Source organism: Streptomyces sp. NPDC058457 (assembly GCF_042720695.1).
Classification (GTDB): Bacteria; Actinomycetota; Actinomycetes; order Streptomycetales; family Streptomycetaceae; genus Streptomyces.
Genome location: NZ_JBHXLU010000009.1, coordinates 54,513 through 75,428 on the forward strand (window position 1 = coordinate 54,513; position 20,916 = coordinate 75,428).

A 20,916-nucleotide genomic window follows, 5' to 3' on the forward strand; every position below is an offset into this window, starting at 1 on the left:
GTGTCCGCCCCGGGGCCCTGGGCCTACATGGGGGTCTACTCCTGTTGCGCGGCCCCCGCGCGACCGCGGGGGGGGGGGGGGGGGGCCCGGGGGCCCGGGCCCCCCCCCGCGCCGATGCACGAGCCACGGGTACGGGGGGAACCCCGGCTCTGTGCGACGGCCGATGACCAGTCGGCTCACTCAGTACTGCGCCGTCGCCGCCGAAAACGTCACACCCTGCGGGAAAAAAGTTCAGCGACTTTCAAAACCGCAGGTCACAGCGGTGCGTAAAGGTCAAAGTGCGCTGTAGGTGGGGCTGGGCGAGGTGGCGGGCTGGTTCGGCAGCAGGGGCACGAAGCCGGTCGGGGCGGGTGTGGCCACGCCGTTCTCGCGGGGGTCGTTGCCCTTGCCGCCGCTGGTGTCCCTGCCGGGCCGGCCCTCGTCGCCGCCCTGGCTGTTGCTGCCACCCTGGCCGTCGTTCTTGCCGCCCTGGCCGTTGCCGTCGACCTGACCGCTGCCGTCGCCCTTGTCGTCGCCGGAGACGTCGTACTTGCCGTTCAGTCCGGTGCCGAGGACGGCCTTGCAGAACTTGTCGACCCGGCCGGCGCCGCCCGCCAGGCCCTCCAGGGCGCGCTTGCGGTCGGCGCCCAGGGTCTTGCCGTTCTGGATCGCGCGGCAGGACGTCAGCGCACCGCTCCAGCCGCCGACCGGGAGGCCGGGCGAGCCGGTGCCCCTGCTCTTCGGCTCGCCGGACGGGGAGGGCGAGGTCTGCCCGGAGCCGCCGGACGCGGCACCGGAGGAGGGCGTGCCGGTCTCGCCGCCGAGCAGGGACTCGGGCGAGGACGAGCCGTCCGGGCGTGCCGGGGTGCCGGCGGCCGAGACGGAGGCGGCCGGTCCGGGATGGTTGTCGTCGAACGGCGTCGGCAGCACTCCGGTGCCGGCGGCCACCGCCACCCCGCCGAGCATGCCGGCGGTCAGCGCGGCGGCGAGGCCGAGCCGTGCGGGGCGGGCCCAGCCCGGGACCCGGGTCGGCCGGGAACCGGCGCCGAGGCGGAAGAGACCCGCGTCGGCGTCCCGCCCGCCCTTCGCCGGCTGTGCGGCCGCACCGGTCCGCATGGCCGCGGCGGTCCGTGCGTCCTCGGCGGATTCGCGCGCTTTGCGGAAGGCAGCCAGCGCGGCTTCCTCACCGGGGAGTTCAGCGGTGCCCGACTTGGCCGGCGCGGAGAGCGCGCCGAGCGTCCTGGCGAGGCGTTCTGCCTGGTCACGGGCGGAGGCATCGACGGTTTCGAGCGACTCACCGCGCAGCAGACGTTCCGCCGTCACCCGGTTCAGCCACTTGTACTGCTCGTCGGCCATCACATGTCCTTCTGCGTCCGCGAACGCGTATGCGTCACACTCGCGGACGTCACCGCACGTTCATTCGGTTCTCGCTGGGGCGGAAGCGCGTCGAGTACACCCGCCTTCTCCGGGTCGGCGCCGAGCAGTTCCGCGAGTTTCTTCAGGCCGCGGTGGGCGGCCGTGCGGACGGCGCCGGCGCGTTTGCCGAGGGTCTCGGCCGCGGTCTTGGCGTCGAGGCCCACGACGACCCTGAGGACGACCGCCTCGGCCTGGTCCTGCGGCAGCCGGGCGATGAGGGAGAGGGTGGAGTCGGTGGTCAGCGCCTCGATGGCCTCGCCGGCGGTGTCCGAGTCGGCGGCCCGGCCGGCCAGTTCCGTCTCGTCGCCGCCGATCGCGGGGCGGCGGCCGCGCATCCGTATGTGGTCGAGGGCTCGGTTGCGGGCGATCCGGGCGGCCCAGCCGCGGAACCGGTCCGCGTCACCGCTGAACCGGTCGAGGTCGCGGGCTATCTGCAGCCAGGCCTCGGAGGCGACGTCCTCGGCGTCCGGATCGCCGACCAGTGTGCGGACGTATCCGAGCAGGCGTGGCTGGACCGCGCGATAGACGATGCGGAACGCGGTCTCGTCCCCGTCCTGTGCCGCACGCACCGCCGCGGTCAACTCCGCGTCGTCCCCCAGCACCCGATACCTACTCTGCGCCTAAACCGGCGCCGCTCTCGCGGACGTGGTTCTCGCCGTCGTGGTTCCTCAATTGATGGTTGCGGCAGTCGGGACGCAGATGGTTGCGGTGGTCATGCGGCCTCCGCGGCCCGGCGCGAACTGCACGTTACGACCTGAAACCGTTCGCCGTCCACGTCCGTACAAAGTGCAACTACTTCGTGACGCCCTGGGGTGTGACAGAAAACGCAGTCATGGCGCTGAACAGAGTACGGGCCGCCGCGCGGTCCGTGCCGCGCGACGGCCGGGGCCTCTCCTGTGGGGGGTGGCGGCCCCGGCCGTTGCTTCGGTTCAGCTGCTCTGGCCTGCGTCGATGGACGAAATCGGCGGCCGGTACGGCCACCACGCGACCGACCGGTCAGACGCCTCAGGCGACCCTTCCCAGCACGATGCAGCGAGCCGTCCCGGACACCGGCCTGCGCACCTCTTCGACTCACGCTTGCCGTGCCCGGCCGCGCTCCAGCCCGATGTGTGGTGCCTCACATCGACCGAGACCTACGTGGGGTTCGTCCCGTGGCGACGGGAAGGGCGGCGCTCCCCGGCAGCTCGGCGTCCGGATCAGCCGGCCGTCGTCCGGGCGGGCCGCCAGTCGTCGCGGCGGCGGGGCCGCGCCCGGTGGGCGCAGGTGTCCCGGGCGGTGCGGAAGGCGGCCATCGCCCGCCGCTCGCCCTCGGTGTCGACGTCGTCCTCGCGGATGGCGGCGGCGAACAGGGCCTCAAGCAGCGGCCCGGCGGGCCCGGATCCGGGTCCGCGCACCGTGTGCCGACGGTCGCGGTCGGCGTCGTGGCCGTGCCGTTCACCCATGTCCCGGTCCCTCCCTCTCCGGCGGCGGCCGTCGTGGCCGCCCCTGACGTCCGCGACGCCGTCGGCGTTCAGTCCGGCTCCCCCGGCGTCCGGGGGTCCTCCCGCGTCCCCTCCGTGACACCGAGCCGCCTGGCCAGGGCCTTGAGCCCGCGGTGGGCGGCGGTGCGCACCGCGCCCGGGCGCTTGCCGAGGACCCGGGCGGCGGCGGGGCCGTCGAGTCCGACCACGACGCGCAGCAGCACGGCCTCGGCCTGGTCGGGGGGCAGCGAGCGGACCAGGTCCAGGGCGCGCTCGGTGGAGAGCGCCTCCAGCGCCTGCTCGTGGGTGCTGTGGAGGGCGGGCAGGTCCAGCAGGTCGTGCTCCGGTGCCGACGGCCGGGGCCGTACCCGCTGCCGGCGCAGGTGGTCCAGGGCCCGGTGCCGGGCGATGGTCGCCGTCCAGCCGCGGAAACCGGCCCCGGCGCCCTGGAACCGCCCCAGGTCCCGGGCGATCTCCAGCCAGGCGTCGGCGGCCACGTCCTCGGCGTCGTCCCCGACGATCCCGCGGAGGTAGCCGAGCAGACCGGGCTCAGGTGGCCGAGTCCACCGGTTCCGGGGCCCGCTCCGGCGCGGCCTGCGGGGTGGGTGCCCGGTCCGCGTTCACGACCACTCCGGCGATCAGGGCACCCAGCAGCAGCGCGGCCATCGCCCACCAGGTGGCCACGTTGAAGCCGTGCACCGCGGCCTTCGCCGCCAGCAGTGTCTTGTCCGGGATGCTCGCGGCGTGCGCGGTGGCGTACCGGGTGGTGACGCTCGCGGCAATGGTGTTGAGCAGTGCCGTACCGATCGAACCGCCCACCTGCTGGGCGGTGTTGAAGGTGGCCGAGGCCGCGCCCGAGTCCCGTGGGGCTACGTTGCCGGTGGCCAGGGAGACGGAGGTCATCATCGCCGTGCCCATGCCGAGGCCGAGCATCAGCATGCCGGGCAGGATGTGCGAGGCGTACGCCGGCTCGACCCCGACCTGGGCGATCAGCGCCAGCGCCCCGGCGGCCAGCAGCAGCCCGGGCACCAACAGCACACGGGGCGGAACACGGTGCAGCAACCGTGCGGCGACCTGGGTGGAGCCGGTGACCATGCCGACGGTGATGGGGAGATAGGCGACGCCGGTCTTCACGGGCGAGTAGCCGAGGACGCGTTGCATGTAGTACGTCAGGAAGAGGAAGACGCCGAACATGCCGACGGTCACCAGCAGCACGGTGAGGAACGCGCCGATGCGCTGCCGGTCCCGTACGACGGTCATCGGCAGCAGCGGGACCGGGGCGCGGGTCTGCCAGAACCCGAAGAGGCCGAGCAGCGCGACCCCGCCGATCAGCAGTGTCAGGACCAGGCCGTCGGTCCAGCTCCGGGACTCCGCCTCGGAGAAGCCGTAGACCAGGGCGAGCATGCCGGCCGAGCCGAGCAGTGCGCCGGGGACGTCGAGGCGGGCGTCGGGATGGCGGCCGCCGCCGGGCAGCAGGACCCAGGCGCCGGCGAAGGCGGCCAGTGCGATCGGCACGTTGACGTACAGGCACCAGCGCCAGTCCAGGTACTGGGTGAGGAAGCCGCCCGCGAGCAGCCCGACCGCGGCACCCGCGCCGATGATGGCGCCGAAGATGCCGAACGCCTTCCCGCGTTCCTTCGGGTCGGTGAACGTCGTCGCGAGCAGCGACAGCGCGGCCGGCGCGAGCAGCGCGGCGAACACGCCCTGCAGGGCCCGCGCCCCGAACAGCATCCCCTGGTTGGCCGCGGCCCCGCCGAGCGCGGAGGCGGCCGCGAAGCCGACCAGGCCGGTCATGAACGCGATCCTGCGTCCGGCGAGGTCGGCGATCCGGCCGCCGAGCAGCAGCAGTCCGCCGAAGGCGAGGGTGTAGGAGGTGATCACCCATTGCCGGTTGGCGTCGGACATGTGCAGAGCGACCTGGGCGGAGGGAAGCGCGATATTGACGATGGTCATGTCGAGCACGACCATCAGCTGGGCCAGTGCGATGACGACGAGGGCCCACCAGCGTCGGTTGTCGGCCATGGGCCAATCGTGCTCCCCCACCGACCACTTGGGAACGCCCGCGTCTCTTATTACGGTGTTTTTGCCGACCCGCTCGCCGCCGCTCGCCGCCGCTCGCCGCCATTCGCCGCCATTCGCTACCCCAGGGCGTCCCGGCACAGCAGCCGCAGCGAGCCCTGGCCGCCGTAGCACCGCCGGGCCTCGTCGATCGGGTCCCACAGCCGGCCGTCGGGGGTGCGGATCCAGTGGTCGCCGCCGGACGCCCACCACTCGGCGCCGGCCTGACGGACGATCACCTCACCTGCGTAGGCCCCGAGACCGCGCAGGGTCTCCCGGACGGCTTCGTACGGCGCGCCCTCCCGGCGTATCTCCTCGATCACCCGGTCGACCCGCCACAGGCTCTGCGCGGAGTAGTCGAGCCGGACCCGGGCGCCTTCGCGCATCACCGCCACCGCGTCCGCCGCCCACCGGGCCGGTCTGGCGGCGGCGTGCGGCCTGGTCTGCTGGTGCGCGGTCCCCTGGCGGGGTGTCACATGGCGGGCTGTCGCACGGGTCACATAGGTCACACAGGGAAGAGCGAGGCCGGCGGCGGTTTCGTCACCCGGATCCGGGTGAGTTCCCGCAACCGGCGCAGGACCCGCGCACCGCCCTCACGAATGGTTCACCCGCGCCCGCGGGTCCGCCGCGACACCACCGCGCGCAGCACCCGGCGGCCCTCGGTGGAGACGTCCAGCGCGCGGCGCAGCCCGGCCGCGCCGTGCCCCGCGAGCAGTTCGAGCACCGTGACCTGGCGGCGCAGTTCGGCGGCGACCAGCGGGGACATGCCCTCGGTGCCGCCCTCCCGGCGGCTGTCCACCGAGGGCGCCCTGTCCTCGGCGGGGTCGAGGAGCCGGTGGATCTGCAGCGAGGCGACGGAACAGGCGTCGGCCCACAGGCGGATACCGGCGGCCTCCTGCGACGCGGGCACTGCGTCGAGCATCCGCCGGGCGAGCGCCTCGGCCGCGTCGGCCTGCCCGCCGATCCCCTCGCCGGACTCCTCGCCGATGCCTAGCGAGCCGCGCGCCTTCTCCAGGCCCTCGCTCCAGTCGGAGCCGTCGGCGAGGCTCGCCCACAGCGGCCGCAGCACCAGGTCGTCCCCGCCCAGCAGGGGCACGCACCGATCCAAACAGGCCAACCCACTGGCAGCCAGTCCGCGTTCATCGGCCTGAGCGATCAGCTCCACCAGGCTCATCCCACGCCTCCCAGAAACGGTACATACCAAGGCCCGACATGCACGGAGCCCGTACTTTCCCTAACTGCGTGCGACGGTACGGCAGTGTCACACGGGCAGGACACCCAGGACCCGGAGGAGTCCGAAGAATGGGTTTTGAGCCAATGGTGCGTCCGGGTCGGGGTCGGCGGTCAGTACGGCGAGGAGTTCGTCGGCGCCGACGGTGTGCCCGGCCTCGGCGGCCCAGGCGACGGCGCGGTCGGCGGCGTCGCGGGGGTCGAGGAAGTAGTCGTCCAGGGACAGTCCCTGCTCCTCGACCGCCAGGAAGCGGGCCGCGGCCGCCCGGCCCAGGCAGGTGGTCCAGCCGCCGCTCTCCGGCGCCGCCGCCTCGACGACCACGCAGGCGCCGTCCATCACATAGCCGAACAGTGCCGGCGCACCGGTGCGCGCGGCGAGGGCGTTCATGCTGCCTACGTCGGCGTCGGGGCTGTCGTACTGCCAGACGCGCCAGCCGCCGGGGGCCGAGGTCCGCAGGATGCCCCCGTCGGGCGCCGGTTCGCCCCGGCCGACGACGAAATACCCCCAGTAGCCCATGTCCGTCCCCCTGTGTCCCCGACTCGTCCCGCGCCGAATACACCACAGGGGTACGGGAGTCCGCCAGACGCGTGCGGTCGTACGACCGTGCGTCAGAGCGCGGCCGGGGCGGTGCCCGCCATCGCCTTCTCGTGCTGCATCCGGGTCAGCCGCAGCACGACGAGGACCGCGAGGACCGCGGCGGCGATGTCCAGGGAGTCCGAGACGATCAGCCGCAGGGCGCCGTCACGGACCTGGGCGGCGCCCTCGGCTTCGTCGCCGGAGCCGGTCGTCGCGACGCGGTCGGCGAACAGCGAGGCCAGCCACAGCGTCCACCAGACGTTGACCAGCGTGTGCGAACGGGTCGTGCCCCAGGGGCTGCTGGCGTCCCAGATGTCGAGGGTGATCCGGCGCGGGTACCAGCAGTTCACGATCGGCACGAACCAGCCGCCGATCGCCCAGCCCGGCGACTTGCTCTGCCTGAGCGGGTCGAACACCTGCGCGTTGGCCCGCACTCGCTGGAACCAGCACAGGTACACGACCACGCAGGCGACCAGCGAGACGGCCTGGGCTCCGGCGGCGGCACCCAGCACCTGGTCGGCGCGGTCGGCCCGGCGGAACGCGGCGGCGCCGGTCTCGCCGTCGGCCAGCGCGCCCGTGGCGTCGTACTGGAGGAAGTCCGCCCAGACGGCGAACAGGTCGGCGGCTATGACCACCCCGAGCAGGACGGCGGCGGCCCAGCCGAGGCCCACGGGCGAGCGCAGCCACAGGCCCGGCGTGCTGCCGAAGGCCGGGACCGGCTCCGTCGAGTCGCCGAGGCAGCGATGGCAGAGGGTGGCGCCGGGCGCGGCGGCGAAGTGGTGACAGCGGGCGCAGATCAAGACGGGTCCCCCAGGACGCGGTAGGGCACGGAACCCTCCCCAGGCCCGCGCGCGGAATGCGGAACATACGGCCCGTCACCGCCGCACGTCCACCCTTGTCGCCATTGCCGCTGTGGCTTCGTCCCGACCGCGTCAGCCCAGTCTGTTCGCCAGGTTCCTGAAGTCCGTCCAGGACATCGCCGGGGTGCCCGGGTCCCACAGCTTCTGGATCGTGGCCCGCAGCGGCATCCGGATGCCGGCCGCGACCTGGTCCTGGGTCTGGGAGCCCGCGAGGTCGCACCAGACGGCGAAGGAGCCGCCGAGGACCTGGGGTTCGTACCGCGCGGCCACGGCGGTGGTGCCGCGCAGCATGCGCGGGATCCACTGCTCGTAGATCCGCTGCCCGGTCGGATAGACGAAGGTGTTGGGCTCGCCGAGGACGTAGTACAGGTACTCGTCGTTGTAGTTGAGCACCTTGCGGCCCGCCCTCAGGTACTCCACGGGCTGCCGGGCACCGTTCTCCTTGCCCGTCCAGTAGGCGACCTGGAGGTCCTGGGCGGGCTGCACGGAGGTGCCCCGCAGGAAGCCGTCGTTCCAGGCCCGCAGGGTGCGCTCGTGGGCGCGGACGGTGCCGGCGCGGGCATTGAGCCAGCCCGTGGTGAGGTCGGCGACGGTGCCCGAGGCGCCGTACGCCTGCCGGGCGGCGGCCGCGAGCTGCGGATAGGAGGCCTGCGGGTTCGCGACGGTCAGGGCCTGGTACTCGTCGCCGCCGAGGTTCCAGTAGGAGCCGGGGAACAGGTCGGCGTACTCGTTGAGCAGGTCGTCGACGAGCTTCGCAGAGGCGTCCTTGGAGATGTCGACGGCACCCCTGGTGGCCACGCCCTGGGCGTTGCGCAGCTGCAGCTCCGGGTGGGCGGCGAGGACGGCACCGAGGTGTCCCGGCGAGTCGATCTCCGGCACGACCTGGATGTGCCGGCTCGCGGCGACCGCGACGATCTCCTTGACCTGCGCCTTGGTCAGGTGGTCCCGGGAGACGATCTCGGGGTGGGTGTCGGACTCGATCCGGAAGCCCTGGTCGTCGGAGAAGTGCAGCCCGAACTGGTTGAACTTCAGGTCGCCGAGTTCTCGTATCCGGGACTCTATCCAGCCCGCGGTGAACGGCTTGCGCGCGATGTCCAGCATGAACCCGCGCTGCGGCTTGGCCGGCTGGTCCCGTACGACCCCCTCCGGGGCGGTGCCGCCGCCGTGCACCTCCTGCTTCAGCGTCCGGGTGCCGTAGAAGACGCCCGCGTCACCGGGCCCGCTGATCCGCACCGACCCGCCGCGCACGGTCATGGTGTACGACTCCGGGTCCCCCGTGCCGCCGAGGTCGAGCCGCAGGTCGCCCGGCCTGACGTCCTCGTTCGCGCCCTTCTGTCCTGCGTACGACAGCCCCAGCTCACCCGCGGTCAGCCGCCCCTCGTCGGCCAGCGCCGCATTGCTCACCACGACCCGGCCGCCCTGCTGCGGGCGCCAGCCGGGGCCGCGGGCGGCGGTGTGGGAGCGGACGGCGGGGATGGTGCGGGGGGCCTGGGAGAGGGGGTAGCTGCGGGTGGGCGTGGGAGTGGGGGTCGCCGCCCCGGAGCGCGCCGCGGAGGAGGCCGCCGGTGCGCTGCCCGAGGGCTGCCGGGCCGCTCCGGCGCCGCTGCCGCCGTCACCGCCGCCCGAGGAGGCCCATACGCCGATGCCCGTACCGAGCGCGACGGTCCCCGCGAAGGCCGCGGCGACCACCACCGCCCGCCTCCGCGCGTCTCGTCGTGCCGACGGCCTGCGCCTGTGCTGGCTCACAGCTACAACTTACGACGCATCAGCCGCGCAGCCGTCACCGACCCAATCCGAAACTCTCCCGTTCGGGTGAAATTCAGGCAACCGACGGACACCTCGTGAACGTCCTCGATAACGTCGACGACACATCTCGCACAGCACCCCCTGCCACACCGCACGTGACACGAGGATCCACGCTGCCCGCCCACCGCCTGCCCCGCCTCCCCACGCCGCTGGACGCCTTCAACGCCGCCCCCGACGACGAGGCCGGCGCGCTGCTCCTGCACTGCCTGCACAGCCTGCGCTGGTCCCACCGCATCGCCGACCACCGCCCCTACCCCGACGTGGAGTCCCTCCTGGCGGCGGCGGACGAGGCGACGTACGACCTGTCGCCGGGCGACCTCGCCGAGGCACTGGCGGGCGAGTGCCTGCCGCCGGTGCCCGACGGCACGTACTCGGCCGCCCACACCGCCCTCAGCGCGGCGAACGCGGCCTACGAGGCCCGCTTCGGACACGTATTCGTCATCTATCTGGGCGACACACCGCCCGCCGAGTCCCTGGACCGCGTCCTGGAAGGCATCCGGTCACGTTTGACAAACGATCCGGAAGAGGAACGGGTCATCGCGGCGGAGGAACTCCGGCGCCTTGCCAGAGGACGGCTGGCCGAGAGACTCAGGGGCGCGGGGCAGCATCCATCAGCGGCTCCGCCGCGGGGCGCGACCAGCCACGCACGGCCTGCACCCGGCAAATAACAGGACACCCCACCCCAGATGCCGCCCGGCTAACCCATACGCGTGCCACTTTGATCACACCGGTAGGCCCGGCGTAAGCCCAGCGCTGGCGCCTCGCTACGATGCTGGGGGCCGGTGGACCGTACCCGGCCGGGCCCGACCGACAGCACAAGCCGGCGCGGCCCCAATCCCCGCTCCCGGAGGGACTTCCGTGCCGGCTGGAACGCTGTACCGCGGCCGGGAAGGAATGTGGTCCTGGGTGGCTCACCGAGTCACCGGCGTCCTCATTTTCTTCTTCCTGTTCGTTCACGTGCTGGACACCGCTCTCGTCCGCGTCTCCCCCGAGGACTACGACAAGGTCGTAGCCACGTACAAGACGCCGATCGTCGCACTGCTGGAGTACGGCCTCGTGGCCGCCATCCTCTTCCACGCCCTCAACGGCCTGCGCGTCATCGCCGTCGACTTCTGGTCGAAGGGCCCGCGCTACCAGAAGCAGATGCTCTGGACGGTCGTCGGTGTCTGGGTCGTCCTGATGGCCGGGGCGATCTACCCCGTTCTCGGCCACGCCGCTCGTGTCCTGTTCGGGAGCTGACGCAGATGTCGACCACTGAAACCACCGCATCGGGCGTCGGCCCCGTCGAGGGCGCCCCCCTCTTCAACGTCGACAACCCGGCCCCCCTCATCGAGGCCCCACGCAAGCGCACCAAGAAGACCCCGCGCTCCACCCGCGGCAACTTCGAGATGGCCGCCTGGCTGTTCATGCGCCTGTCCGGCGTCGTGCTGGTCGTCCTGGTCCTCGGCCACCTGCTGATCCAGCTGGTGCTCGACGGCGGCGTGTCGAAGATCGGCTTCGCGTTCGTGGCCGGCCGCTGGGCGAGCCCCTTCTGGCAGGTCTGGGACCTGCTGATGCTCTGGCTCGCGATGCTGCACGGCGCGAACGGCCTGCGCACGATCATCAACGACTACGCGGAGCGCGCGAACACCCGGCTGTGGCTCAAGGGCCTGCTCTACACGGCCACGGTGTTCACCATCCTGCTGGGCTCGCTGGTGATCTTCACCTTCGACCCGAACATCCGCTAGGCACGGGGCTGAGGTACTAACGAAATGAAGATCCACAAGTACGACACCGTCATCGTCGGCGCCGGTGGCGCGGGCATGCGCGCGGCCATCGAGTCGACGAAGCGCAGCCGCACCGCGGTCCTGACCAAGCTCTACCCCACCCGCTCCCACACGGGCGCCGCGCAGGGCGGCATGGCCGCCGCGCTGGCCAACGTGGAGGAGGACAACTGGGAGTGGCACACCTTCGACACGGTCAAGGGCGGTGACTACCTGGTCGACCAGGACGCCGCCGAGATCCTGGCGAAGGAGGCCATCGACGCCGTTCTCGACCTGGAGAAGATGGGCCTGCCGTTCAACCGGACGCCCAACGGGACGATCGACCAGCGGCGCTTCGGTGGTCACAGCCGCAACCACGGCGAGGCGCCGGTCCGCCGGTCCTGCTACGCGGCCGACCGCACCGGCCACATGATCCTCCAGACGCTGTACCAGAACTGCGTGAAGGAGGGCGTGGAGTTCTTCAACGAGTTCTACGTCCTCGACCAGCTGATGACCGAGGTCGACGGCGTCAAGAAGTCCGCCGGTGTCGTGGCGTACGAGCTGGCGACCGGCGAGATCCACATCTTCCAGGCGAAGGCCGTCATCTACGCCTCCGGCGGCACCGGCAAGTTCTTCAAGGTGACGTCGAACGCGCACACGCTGACGGGCGACGGCCAGGCGGCGGTCTACCGCCGTGGCCTGCCGCTGGAGGACATGGAGTTCTTCCAGTTCCACCCGACCGGCATCTGGCGCATGGGCATCCTGCTGACGGAGGGCGCCCGCGGTGAGGGCGGCATCCTCCGCAACAAGGACGGCGAGCGCTTCATGGAGAAGTACGCGCCGGTCATGAAGGACCTCGCGTCCCGTGACGTCGTGTCCCGCTCCATCTACACGGAGATCCGCGAAGGCCGTGGCTGCGGTCCCGAGGGCGACCACGTCTACCTCGACCTCACCCACCTCCCGCCGGAGCAGCTGGACGCGAAGCTCCCGGACATCACCGAGTTCGCGCGTACGTACCTCGGTATCGAGCCGTACACGGACCCGATCCCGATCCAGCCGACCGCGCACTACGCGATGGGCGGCATCCCGACGAACGTCGAGGGTGAGGTCCTGTCGGACAACACCACGGTGGTCCCGGGCCTGTACGCGGCCGGCGAGGTCGCCTGCGTGTCGGTGCACGGCGCCAACCGTCTCGGCACCAACTCGCTCCTGGACATCAACGTGTTCGGCCGCCGGTCGGGCATCGCGGCCGCCGAGTACTCGCACAAGGCCGACTTCGTCGAACTCCCGGAGAACCCGGCCGAGTTCGTCGTCTCCCAGATCGAGGGTCTGCGCACCTCGACGGGCAACGAGCGGGTCGCCACGCTCCGCAAGGAGCTGCAGGAGACCATGGACGCCAACGTCATGGTGTTCCGCACCGAGCAGACGATCAAGACGGCGGTCGAGAAGATCGCGGAGCTGCGCGAGCGCTACAAGAACGTCTCGATCCAGGACAAGGGCAAGCGGTTCAACACGGACCTGCTTGAGGCCATCGAGCTCGGCAACCTGCTCGACCTCGCCGAGGTCATGGCGGTCTCCGCACTGGCCCGCAAGGAGTCGCGCGGCGGTCACTACCGCGAGGACTACCCCAACCGCGACGACGTCAACTTCATGCGCCACACCATGGCGTACCGCGAGGTGGGCGACGACGGCACGGAGTCCATCCGTCTCGATTACAAGCCGGTCGTCCAGACCCGCTACCAGCCGATGGAGCGTAAGTACTGATGGCAACTCCCGTTCTGGACAAGGTGGAGGCGGAGGCCGCGGCCTCGGACCACCTCATCACGGTCACCTTCCGGGTCCGCCGCTTCAACCCGGAGGTCTCCGCGGACGCCGTCTGGGAAGACTTCCAGCTGGAGATCGACCCGAAGGAGCGCGTCCTCGACGGCCTCCACAAGATCAAGTGGGACGTCGACGGCACGCTGACGTTCCGCCGCTCCTGCGCGCACGGCATCTGCGGTTCGGACGCGATGCGGATCAACGGCAAGAACCGTCTTGCCTGCAAGACCCTCATCAAGGACATCAACCCCGAGAAGCCGATCACGGTCGAGCCCATCAAGGGCCTCACGGTCCTGAAGGACCTGGTCGTGGACATGGACCCGTTCTTCCAGGCGTACCGGGACGTCATGCCCTTCCTCATCACGAAGGAGACGAACGAGCCCACGCGCGAGCGTCTGCAGTCGGCCGAGGACCGCGAGCGCTTCGACGACACGACGAAGTGCATCCTCTGCGCGGCCTGCACGTCCTCCTGCCCGGTCTTCTGGAACGACGGCCAGTACTTCGGCCCGGCCGCCATCGTCAACGCGCACCGCTTCATCTTCGACTCGCGTGACGAGGCCGGCGAGCAGCGCCTGGAGATCCTGAACGACCGCGACGGCGTCTGGCGCTGCCGCACGACCTTCAACTGCACGGACGCCTGCCCGCGCGGCATCGAGGTCACCAAGGCGATCCAGGAGGTGAAGCGAGCGCTGATCACGCGCCGCTTCTGAGCTCCGCTCGGCCACGACGCCAAAGGCCCCGCTCCCCCAGGGAGCGGGGCCTTTGGCGTACCCGTCACACAACGGCCTGTTTTGGCATGTCCCGCCCACTTCTGAATGGAATATTCCGCCGCCACACTGCCAGCACGACGTCTGGCCGGGCCGGTTGGGGGACGGATGACTGAAGAGTCGTCGGACGAGCGACGCAGTGCCCTGAAACCCCCGCCGCTGGGCATCGGAGCGGCGACGAAGGAAGCCCACTTCGTGGCGGCCCCGCTGCTCACGGCCGCGGCGCTCTCCCTTGCCGGCGTGGTGGGCGGCGCGGACGACGAGTTCCGCTGGCCGGGGCCGACGCTTCTGCTGCTGGTGGTCACCGCGCTGACGCTCATCTTCAGCATGCAGCTCGCCTACAACGCACGTACGTTCCTGTACTCGCGCCAGGACCTGGTCGACGATCTCGCCGAGGGGGAAGGCGGTCCGCCGTCCGACGCCTACGTCGGCGAGATGTTCGCAAACGCCCAGGCGCGCTGGCGGCGCGAGAACCGTCACGCGGTGATCGTCTACGACCTCGGCACCGTTCTCCTCGGTCTGGGTATCGCCGCCTCGCTCGCGCCGCCGGAATGCGGCAAGCAGGCGGCATGGCGCTGGACGGCTGCCGCCGTCGTCCTCGTCTGCTCGCTCGCGGACGGCGCCTGGGCCGCCTTCTGGAAGAAGTACTAGTCCCCTCCCGTCCGACCCGGAGGAACCATGCTGGACGAAGCAGTACTCCCCGGCCATCCGATCGTGGGCGAGCCCTGCCCGGGATGTCGCGTCAGGCTGCCGTGGCAAGCGGTCGGGCTCCACGTTCCGTTGCTGAACAAGCCCACAGTCCAGGAGGCGTACGACGCGGCGGTGGCCGGCGACCCCGCGGACCTCCTCAAGTACCTGGACCCGGGGAAGTACGCCACGGAGCACAACGAGGTCGAGTCCGAGGACGGCTCCCGGCACCCCTGCCGCTTCAGCGCCTACCCGTCATGGCTGTTGACCCACTGTCAGACGGCCAAGGACGTGGACGACTGGGTGGACCGTCTGAGGAAGCTGAAGGAGGAGCTGAAGCTGGACGCCCTGTGGCTGCCGTCCGCATGACCCGCGGCCCCCTGCCCTACTGCGCGTCACCCCTTCCGTGGTCGTACGGCAGGTCCGTCGCCCGGGTTCCGGACAGGAACTCGGAGAGCCGGTAGAAGGTGTCGTCCTCCGCGTCGCGATCCGGCGGCAGCCGGTGGTGGAGCGCGGTCAGCAGGTCGAAGCGGTGCAGGTCGTACGTGACGTGCATCAGACCGGCATACGCCTGGGCCGCGGTCACCGCGCCCTTGTAGGCCACCGCGGCCAGCGCGAGGCCCGCACCGCACCACCACCACACGGACCACTCGTCGTACAACGCCACCACGCCCGCCAGAGTGAGCGCGAGGAAGGACCAGCACAGGTTGACCGCGGTGTCGAGGGCGTCGCGGGCGGAGCGGAGTGTCTCCGCGAGGCGGTCGGACACCTGGGGGTAGATGCGGGGCCAGGAGGAGAGCGTGGTCAGACCGTAGCGCTCACCGGCGCTCAACTCGCCCGCGCGCAGGGCGTTCCCGAGCTCCGTGGGCAGCAGCACCTCGACCGGCGGACGGGCGGCGAGACGTCGTCGGGCGTCCCCGCTCACCCGTCGCGTCACGGTCCCGCCCTGTGTGTCGTCCGGGTGAGCCCGGCTGCGCAGTGCGTGCCAGCGTCTGCGCTGCAGCCGGACGAGCGCCTCCGCGAGGTGGGCCGTCGGCGTCCATCGGTCCCAGTACCCCTCCAGGACACGCACCGCGCGCACCTGGAACGGCTGGAGCAGCAGACCCAGCAGCGCGGCACCGCCGACGACCGTGAAGGCTCCCGTGACCAGGCCCTCGGGCCGCTGATGCCCGAGCACGTGCCATGCGCTCCGCCCCGAGAAACTCCCCGCCCGTACCAGCGCGAGCACCCCGGCGACGAACAGCGCGCACGGCGCGAAGTGCACCGACAGCACCCGTCGCACGTTGCCCGCCCTCCCCATACGCCCCTGAGCGGTGTTCAGTATGGGGCGTGCGGAGGAGGTGGTCGCCGTGGGGCCCGGCCTCAGCTCACGGCCGGTCTGCGCCACTCCCGGGCGCCCGCCGCGCGCATCAGCGACAGGGCCGTGTCCGGGTCGCCGGAGACCAGGGGGTGGACGAGCTCGACGTAACGGACCTGGCCGGCCAGGGACCTGCGGAGCTGGCGGAGGCTGCGGGCGCCGAAGGAGACCCCGCCACGGCGGTCCACGACGCCTGCCGTGACGGCCAGGCCCTCGATGCCGACCTTGCACTCGGTCAGCGGGGTCGTGCGGCAGACGTGGATCTCGACGTCCCCCTGCCACAGGCCGAGGACCGCCTTGTAGGTCACTCCCGAGCCGGCGTAGGTCGCGACGGCGAGATGCCGGTCCCCTTCGCCGCCGCCCGGCCCGTCAAGGCCCAGCCGTTGCGCGACCTCGGCGAAAGCCGTCCGCGCCTCGCCGTGGAAGGCCGCTGCTCCCGGAGCCATCCCCGCCCCCCCCTCGCTCGCCCGGCACCGACGACGGCTCAGCGTACCGACGCGGCGGCCCCCTTCTCGGCCCATTGAGTGACCCGACGGTCAGCCCGCCCGGCAACCGTCATCTCCACTCCTAATCTGATCGCATGTCAGATGACGAGTCGTACGAACTGCTCGGGTTCGACAACGTCGTGATGCCTGTCGGGAGGCTCGCGGATGCCGTCGCCTTCTACGAGCGGGCCGGGTTCACGGTCGGGTTCCGGTTCGACGAGGGCGGGATCGCCCTGCTGAAGGTCGGGGGCGAGACGCCCGGGATCCTGTTGCGCACCGAGGAGGGGCTGGGGCACCGGCCGGCGGTGTGGGCGTCGCCGCGCGTATGGCTGGAGGTGCCGGACGCGCGGGCCGCGGCCGTGCGGCTCAAGGAGGCCGGGATCGCCGTCCTCGACGAGCCGTTCTCCGTGGCCACCGGCTGGACCGTCGAGGTCGCCGACCCCTGGGGGAACATCCTCGGTTTCACGGACTACGGCAAGCGGCCGGAGCTGGCGCGGCGAGCGTGAACGGGGTCACTCCACAACCGAGTTGAACGTGTTCAAAAGCAGGTCTACAGTCATCCCCGTCAGCTTTTTGAACGCGTTCAAGAAGGGGTGGGGCATGGACCGTACCGTCATCGCCTACGTCATCTACCTGCTCGTCAGCATCGGTCTGACCATCTGGGTGGCCCGCACGCTCAGCCGCAACGGACGGATCTTCCTCGCCGACGTCCTGCACGGGAACGAGCAGCTCGCCGACGCCGTCAACCACCTGCTGGTCGTCGGCTTCTACCTCGTCAACCTGGGCTTCGTCGCGCTCTACCTGCACACCAGCGACACGGTCGAGGACACCCGTGGCATCTTCGAGGCGCTGTCCGCCAAGCTCGGGGTGGTGCTGCTGGTGCTCGGCGTGATGCACCTCGGCAACGTCTACGTGCTCAACCGGATACGGCGGCGCGGAATCATGGAGAAGGAGCAGTTCCCGCCGGTCCCGCCGCAGGGCTGGACCGCACCGGCGGCCGGAGCGTGAGCAGCGTGACCGCAACCGCCGACCGGGGCGCCGTGCGCGTCCCGGTCCACGGGCTCACCGTCCTCTACGACGCGCAGTGCACCCTCTGCACCCACCTGCGCGACTGGCTCGGGCGCCAGCCGCAGCTGGTGCCGCTCACCCTCGTGCCCGCCGGGTCGGACGAGGCCCGCGCCCGGTTCCCCGGCCTTGACCACTCGGCCACCCTCGACGAGGTCACCGTCGTCGGCGACGGCGGGCAGGTGTACCGGGACACCGCCGCGTGGATCGTGGTGCTCTGGGCGCTGCGGGAGCAGCGGCCGCTGGCCCACCGGCTGAGCACGCCGGCCGGGGCCCGGCTGGCGCGGGGCGCGGTGCTGGCCGCCTCCTGGTGGCGGGGCGGACAGGGGACCGGGCAGCCCTTCCGGCGGGAGGACGGGTGGCTCTACGAACCCGGTGTCGGGTGGCTCTACGACCCTCCGGGCTGTGACAGCGGCGTCTGCGCCACTCGTTAGGCTCTGTCCGTGTCCGCGAAGAACGACGGTCCTGTCGAGGCCGGTGCCCAGAGCAAGTCCGAGCAGACCCGCGCGCTGATCCTGGAGACGGCGATGCGGCTGTTCCGGGAGCGCGGCTACGAAAAGACCACGATGCGGGCGATCGCCACGGAGGCCGGGGTCTCCGTCGGCAACGCGTACTACTACTTCGCCGGCAAGGAACACCTGATCCAGGGCTTCTACGACCAGCTCGCCGCCGAACACCGGGTGGCGGTCCGCGAGGTCCTGGACAAGGAGACCGACCTGGAGGCGCGGCTCGCGGGCGTGCTGAAGGTGTGGCTGGACATCGCCCGGCCGTACCACGAGTTCGCGGTCCACTTCTTCAAGAACGCCGCCGACCCCGACAGCCCGCTCAGCCCGTTCTCCCCGGAGAGCGAGCACGCGCGCGAGGAGGCGATCCGCGTGCACCGGGAGGTGCTGGCCGGGGCGAGGACGAAGGTCGCCCCGGAACTGCGGGACGTACTGCCCGAGTTGATGTGGCTCTCGCAGATGGGCCTGGTCCTGTACTGGATCTTCGACCGGACCGAGGGCCGCGAGCGCAGCTACCGGCTGGCCGAGCGAGGGGCCCGGCTGACCGCGCGAGGAGTGTCCCTCGCGCGGTTCCGGGTGCTACGGCCGCTGGTCCTGGAGGTCCACGAACTGTTCACGGACTTCCTGCCGGGGATGACGCGGGTACTGCCGGATCCGGGAGGCAGGACCAGGGACCCGGCTAGTTGACCGCGTCCACCTCGTCCCCGGTCAGCTCCACGTCGTACACCAGCGGCCCCTCCACCACCGTCACATGCCGGGCCTTCGAGCCGTACGACGATGACGTCACCGCCAGCAGATACGCGCCCGGCGCCGGTACCGACACGATGTAGGAGCCGTCCGCCAGGGACGTGACGCGGTCCAGTTGGCGGCCGCCCTTGGACATCAGGGCGACCGAGGCCGCCTCCACCGGGTCGCCGTCCGCCGTGCGGATGAAGCCGTGGATCGCCGTGGCCGGGCCGGTGGGCCCGGTCGGCTCCGGGGCCGCCGTCTCCTGCGGCTCCACCGCGAGGTGCGGGAGCCGCTTGTCCAGCCAGGCCGGCAGCCACCAGTTGGAGTTGCCCAGCAGGTGCATCGCCGCCGGGACCAGGGCCGTACGGAGAATGAAGGCGTCCAGGGCGACCGCGGCCGCGAGGCCCACGCCCGCCATCGCCGCGCCCGAGTCGCCGCTCAGGACGAAGGCGAGGAAGACGCAGACCATGATCAGGGCCGCTGAGTTGATGACGCGGCTGGTCTCCGCGAGGCCCACCCGGACCGCCCGCGCGTTGTCCTTCGTGTGCACCCACTCCTCGTGCATCCGGCTCACCAGGAACACCTGGTAGTCCATCGAGAGGCCGAAGAGCAGGGAGAGCATGATGACCGGGAGGAACGCGTTGATCGGGCCCTCCTTGCCGAGGCCCAGCAGGTCCAGGCCCCAGCCCCACTGGAAGACCGCCACCAGGACACCGAAGGAGGCCGCCGCCGCGATCAGGTTCATCAGGGCGGCCGTCAGCGGGACGACCAGGGAGCGGAAGGCGATCAGGAGCAGCAGGAAGCCGAGGGTGATGATCGTCGCGATGAAGAGGGGCAGGCGGTCGCCGGTGACCGAGGCGAAGTCCTTGGACACCGCCGTCACACCGCCCACGTGCGCCTCCGCGCCCGCCTGCGGGATCACCTTGTCGCGCAGGGTGTCGATCAGGTCGTCCGTCTCCTTGGACTGCGGGGAGGTGGTCGGGACGACCTGGATGACCGTGACGCCCTGGGACGGGGGCAGCTCGGCCACCTGGGCGACGCCCGGGGTCGACTTCAGGCCCTGGACCAGCTTCGCCGTGTCGCCACCGACGCTGACCACCTGGAGGGGGCCGTTGAAGCCAGGACCGAAGCCCTCGGCGAGCAGGTCGTAGGCCTTCCTGGTGGTCGTGGACGCGTCGTCGTTGCCCTGGTCGGTGGCGCCGAGGCGGAGGGAGAGCACCGGGATGGCCAGCACGGCCATGACGACCACCGCGATGGCCGCGATGCGGCGCGGGCGCTTCTCCACGTTCGCCGACCAGCGGGCCGCGAGTCCGCTCGCCTTCTCCGGCTCCGGGCCCTCGGCGGCCAGCCGGCGGCGCTGGCGGCGGCTGAGGACGCGCGGACCGAGGAAGCCGAGGAGGGCCGGGAGGAGGGTGGTGGCCGCGAGGACGCTCAGCACCACCGTGAGGGACGTGCCGATGACCACGCCGTCCAGGAAGTGGAGCCGCGTGACCAGCATGCCGGCCAGCGCGATGCAGACCGTGCCGCCCGCGAACAGCACCGCCCGGCCGGAGGTGTTGAGGGCGGTGACCGCCGACTCCTCGGGATCCATGCCGCGCAGGATGCCCTTGCGGTGCCGGGTGACGATGAACAGGGCGTAGTCGATGCCGACGCCGAGGCCGATCAGGGAGGCCAGCAGCGGGGCGATGTCGGGGATGTCGACGGCGTGGCTGATCAGCTGCGTGGAGAACAGGCCCATACCGACGCCGAAGACGGCGATCGCGATGGGCAGGGTCATCGCGAAGAACGAACCGAAGGCGAGGAACAGCACGACGGCCGCCGCGATGATGCCGACCATCTCGGAGAGACCCTGCGGCGGCTCCTGGACGCGCTGGATGGCCTGGCCGCCCAGCTCCACCTGGAGACCGTCCCGCTCCGCGGCCTGCGCGGTGTCGAGGACCTTCTGCACCTGCTCCTTGGGTATCTCGTTCGCCCGCTTGTTGAAGGTGAGCTGGGCGTACGCGATCGTGCCGTCCTTGCTGATCTGCGCCGACCCGCGGGCGCCGGCGTAGGGGCTGGTGACCGCGCCCACGCCGGGCAGCTTCGCGATCGTGTCGAGGGCCGGCCGGACCCGGTCCTGGACCGCCTTGTCCGTCACCGAGCCGCTGTCGACCTTCCACACCACGGTGTCCGTGTCACCGGAGGTGTTCGGGAAGGCCTTCTCCATCAGGTCGTACGCGCTCTTGGAGTCCGTGTCGGGGAGGGAGAACACGTTCGCGTAGTTCGTGCCCGCCGCCGAGGCCGAGAAGCCCAGGCCGAGGAGTGCCCCCACCCACACCAACAGGACCACCAGCCGGTGCCGATAGCACCACCGTGCCAATGCCGTCACGCTCAACAG

23 protein-coding genes and 1 pseudogene are annotated in these 20,916 nt (G+C 71.4%); 11 read left to right on the top strand and 13 right to left on the bottom strand.

Annotated elements, in window-relative coordinates; translation table 11 throughout:
* Positions 1-273: 273 nt before the first annotated feature.
* The 10 genes and pseudogenes from ACFWPS_RS10270 to ACFWPS_RS10315 form a co-directional block, all read right to left on the bottom strand.
* Positions 274-1,335 (bottom strand): hypothetical protein, encoded by a 1,062-nt coding sequence (locus ACFWPS_RS10270; RefSeq protein ID WP_383703094.1) that lies wholly within the window; start codon positions 1,333-1,335, stop codon positions 274-276.
* Entirely contained in the window at positions 1,335-1,997 is a 663-nt protein-coding gene (locus tag ACFWPS_RS10275) for an RNA polymerase sigma factor (protein WP_383703096.1), read from the bottom strand. The genes ACFWPS_RS10270 and ACFWPS_RS10275 overlap by 1 nt, the downstream gene beginning before the upstream one ends.
* Before the next feature lie 594 nt (positions 1,998-2,591).
* Positions 2,592-2,837, bottom strand: coding sequence for a hypothetical protein (locus tag ACFWPS_RS10280; RefSeq protein ID WP_383703098.1), 246 nt, complete (start codon positions 2,835-2,837; stop codon positions 2,592-2,594).
* 68 nt (positions 2,838-2,905) lie between these two features.
* Positions 2,906-3,406, bottom strand: a pseudogene (locus ACFWPS_RS10285) (RNA polymerase sigma factor); the annotation flags it as partial.
* Positions 3,405-4,877 carry a DHA2 family efflux MFS transporter permease subunit gene (locus tag ACFWPS_RS10290; protein ID WP_383703100.1) on the bottom strand — a complete coding sequence of 491 codons (1,473 nt, stop codon included), beginning with the start codon at positions 4,875-4,877 and terminating at the stop codon, positions 3,405-3,407. The gene ACFWPS_RS10290 and the pseudogene ACFWPS_RS10285, both read right to left, overlap by 2 nt.
* A 116-nt stretch (positions 4,878-4,993) precedes the next feature.
* Positions 4,994-5,389, bottom strand: coding sequence for a hypothetical protein (locus ACFWPS_RS10295; protein ID WP_383703102.1), 396 nt, complete (start codon positions 5,387-5,389; stop codon positions 4,994-4,996).
* Between the two features lie 128 nt (positions 5,390-5,517).
* On the bottom strand, positions 5,518-6,087 hold the full coding sequence (locus ACFWPS_RS10300) for a hypothetical protein (protein ID WP_383703104.1): 570 nt from the start codon (positions 6,085-6,087) through the stop codon (positions 5,518-5,520).
* An 87-nt stretch (positions 6,088-6,174) separates the two neighbouring features.
* The gene (locus ACFWPS_RS10305; protein WP_383703106.1) at positions 6,175-6,660 is read right to left on the bottom strand and encodes a hypothetical protein; all 486 of its coding nucleotides are present in this window, start codon (positions 6,658-6,660) and stop codon (positions 6,175-6,177) included.
* A gap of 92 nt (positions 6,661-6,752) precedes the next feature.
* Positions 6,753-7,520, bottom strand: coding sequence for a DUF4328 domain-containing protein (locus tag ACFWPS_RS10310; RefSeq protein WP_383703108.1), 768 nt, complete (start codon positions 7,518-7,520; stop codon positions 6,753-6,755).
* Positions 7,521-7,652: 132 nt separating this feature from the next.
* Entirely contained in the window at positions 7,653-9,326 is a 1,674-nt protein-coding gene (locus ACFWPS_RS10315) for a glycoside hydrolase family 20 protein (RefSeq protein ID WP_383703110.1), read from the bottom strand.
* Between the two features lie 155 nt (positions 9,327-9,481).
* Here ACFWPS_RS10315 and ACFWPS_RS10320 point away from each other — a divergent pair, with 155 nt between their 5' ends.
* The 7 genes from ACFWPS_RS10320 to ACFWPS_RS10350 all read left to right on the top strand — a co-directional run bounded on the left by ACFWPS_RS10320 (position 9,482) and on the right by ACFWPS_RS10350 (position 14,769).
* Positions 9,482-10,054 carry a 2-oxo-4-hydroxy-4-carboxy-5-ureidoimidazoline decarboxylase gene (locus ACFWPS_RS10320; RefSeq protein ID WP_383703112.1) on the top strand — a complete coding sequence of 191 codons (573 nt, stop codon included), beginning with the start codon at positions 9,482-9,484 and terminating at the stop codon, positions 10,052-10,054.
* Positions 10,055-10,244: 190 nt separating this feature from the next.
* On the top strand, positions 10,245-10,625 hold the full coding sequence (gene sdhC / locus ACFWPS_RS10325; RefSeq protein ID WP_043406142.1) for a succinate dehydrogenase, cytochrome b556 subunit: 381 nt from the start codon (positions 10,245-10,247) through the stop codon (positions 10,623-10,625).
* A 5-nt stretch (positions 10,626-10,630) separates the two neighbouring features.
* Entirely contained in the window at positions 10,631-11,113 is a 483-nt protein-coding gene (locus tag ACFWPS_RS10330) for a succinate dehydrogenase hydrophobic membrane anchor subunit (protein WP_217554202.1), read from the top strand.
* Positions 11,114-11,137: 24 nt separating this feature from the next.
* The gene (gene sdhA, locus ACFWPS_RS10335; protein ID WP_383703114.1) at positions 11,138-12,892 is read left to right on the top strand and encodes a succinate dehydrogenase flavoprotein subunit; all 1,755 of its coding nucleotides are present in this window, start codon (positions 11,138-11,140) and stop codon (positions 12,890-12,892) included.
* Positions 12,892-13,656 carry a succinate dehydrogenase iron-sulfur subunit gene (locus ACFWPS_RS10340; RefSeq protein WP_383703116.1) on the top strand — a complete coding sequence of 255 codons (765 nt, stop codon included), beginning with the start codon at positions 12,892-12,894 and terminating at the stop codon, positions 13,654-13,656. The genes sdhA and ACFWPS_RS10340 overlap by 1 nt, the downstream gene beginning before the upstream one ends.
* Before the next feature lie 165 nt (positions 13,657-13,821).
* Entirely contained in the window at positions 13,822-14,364 is a 543-nt protein-coding gene (locus ACFWPS_RS10345) for a hypothetical protein (RefSeq protein ID WP_383703118.1), read from the top strand.
* Positions 14,365-14,391: 27 nt separating this feature from the next.
* Positions 14,392-14,769 carry a hypothetical protein gene (locus tag ACFWPS_RS10350; protein ID WP_383703120.1) on the top strand — a complete coding sequence of 126 codons (378 nt, stop codon included), beginning with the start codon at positions 14,392-14,394 and terminating at the stop codon, positions 14,767-14,769.
* 16 nt (positions 14,770-14,785) lie between these two features.
* On the opposite strand, the gene ACFWPS_RS10355 is transcribed toward ACFWPS_RS10350, so the two are convergent.
* Together ACFWPS_RS10355 and ACFWPS_RS10360 are read right to left on the bottom strand one after the other, a co-directional pair.
* Entirely contained in the window at positions 14,786-15,682 is an 897-nt protein-coding gene (locus tag ACFWPS_RS10355) for a hypothetical protein (RefSeq protein ID WP_383703122.1), read from the bottom strand.
* A gap of 80 nt (positions 15,683-15,762) precedes the next feature.
* Positions 15,763-16,203 carry a hypothetical protein gene (locus tag ACFWPS_RS10360; RefSeq protein WP_383703124.1) on the bottom strand — a complete coding sequence of 147 codons (441 nt, stop codon included), beginning with the start codon at positions 16,201-16,203 and terminating at the stop codon, positions 15,763-15,765.
* Between the two features lie 134 nt (positions 16,204-16,337).
* Between ACFWPS_RS10360 and ACFWPS_RS10365 the strand changes: the two genes are divergently transcribed.
* The 4 genes from ACFWPS_RS10365 (at position 16,338) to ACFWPS_RS10380 (ending at position 18,497) form a co-directional block, all read left to right on the top strand.
* Complete coding sequence (locus ACFWPS_RS10365; RefSeq protein ID WP_383703126.1) at positions 16,338-16,748, top strand: VOC family protein; 411 nt, start codon at positions 16,338-16,340, stop codon at positions 16,746-16,748.
* A gap of 94 nt (positions 16,749-16,842) precedes the next feature.
* Positions 16,843-17,250, top strand: a complete 408-nt coding sequence (locus ACFWPS_RS10370; RefSeq protein ID WP_383703128.1) for a hypothetical protein — start codon at positions 16,843-16,845, stop codon at positions 17,248-17,250.
* A complete protein-coding gene (locus tag ACFWPS_RS10375) occupies positions 17,247-17,741 on the top strand; it encodes a thiol-disulfide oxidoreductase DCC family protein (protein ID WP_383703130.1) in 495 nt (164 codons plus the stop codon). The genes ACFWPS_RS10370 and ACFWPS_RS10375 overlap by 4 nt, the downstream gene beginning before the upstream one ends.
* A gap of 9 nt (positions 17,742-17,750) precedes the next feature.
* A complete protein-coding gene (locus ACFWPS_RS10380; protein ID WP_383703133.1) occupies positions 17,751-18,497 on the top strand; it encodes a TetR family transcriptional regulator in 747 nt (248 codons plus the stop codon).
* On the opposite strand, the gene ACFWPS_RS10385 is transcribed toward ACFWPS_RS10380, so the two are convergent.
* A complete protein-coding gene (locus ACFWPS_RS10385) occupies positions 18,490-20,898 on the bottom strand; it encodes an MMPL family transporter (protein WP_383703339.1) in 2,409 nt (802 codons plus the stop codon). The two genes, ACFWPS_RS10380 and ACFWPS_RS10385, sit on opposite strands and share 8 nt — an antisense overlap.
* Positions 20,899-20,916 lie beyond the last annotated feature (18 nt).

What these genes read in the sequence shown, in the direction of transcription:
- ACFWPS_RS10360 (WP_383703124.1), bottom strand. Translation starts at nt 16,203, where the DNA reads ATGGCTCCGGGAGCAGCGGCCTTCCACGGCGAGGCGCGGACGGCTTTC.
- ACFWPS_RS10290 (WP_383703100.1), bottom strand. Translation starts at nt 4,877, where the DNA reads ATGGCCGACAACCGACGCTGGTGGGCCCTCGTCGTCATCGCACTGGCC.
- ACFWPS_RS10330 (WP_217554202.1), top strand. Translation starts at nt 10,631, where the DNA reads ATGTCGACCACTGAAACCACCGCATCGGGCGTCGGCCCCGTCGAGGGC.
- ACFWPS_RS10280 (WP_383703098.1), bottom strand. Translation starts at nt 2,837, where the DNA reads ATGGGTGAACGGCACGGCCACGACGCCGACCGCGACCGTCGGCACACG.
- ACFWPS_RS10345 (WP_383703118.1), top strand. Translation starts at nt 13,822, where the DNA reads ATGACTGAAGAGTCGTCGGACGAGCGACGCAGTGCCCTGAAACCCCCG.
- ACFWPS_RS10340 (WP_383703116.1), top strand. Translation starts at nt 12,892, where the DNA reads ATGGCAACTCCCGTTCTGGACAAGGTGGAGGCGGAGGCCGCGGCCTCG.
- ACFWPS_RS10365 (WP_383703126.1), top strand. Translation starts at nt 16,338, where the DNA reads ATGTCAGATGACGAGTCGTACGAACTGCTCGGGTTCGACAACGTCGTG.
- sdhA (WP_383703114.1), top strand. Translation starts at nt 11,138, where the DNA reads ATGAAGATCCACAAGTACGACACCGTCATCGTCGGCGCCGGTGGCGCG.
- ACFWPS_RS10370 (WP_383703128.1), top strand. Translation starts at nt 16,843, where the DNA reads ATGGACCGTACCGTCATCGCCTACGTCATCTACCTGCTCGTCAGCATC.
- ACFWPS_RS10270 (WP_383703094.1), bottom strand. Translation starts at nt 1,335, where the DNA reads ATGGCCGACGAGCAGTACAAGTGGCTGAACCGGGTGACGGCGGAACGT.
- ACFWPS_RS10305 (WP_383703106.1), bottom strand. Translation starts at nt 6,660, where the DNA reads ATGGGCTACTGGGGGTATTTCGTCGTCGGCCGGGGCGAACCGGCGCCC.
- ACFWPS_RS10300 (WP_383703104.1), bottom strand. Translation starts at nt 6,087, where the DNA reads ATGAGCCTGGTGGAGCTGATCGCTCAGGCCGATGAACGCGGACTGGCT.
- ACFWPS_RS10350 (WP_383703120.1), top strand. Translation starts at nt 14,392, where the DNA reads ATGCTGGACGAAGCAGTACTCCCCGGCCATCCGATCGTGGGCGAGCCC.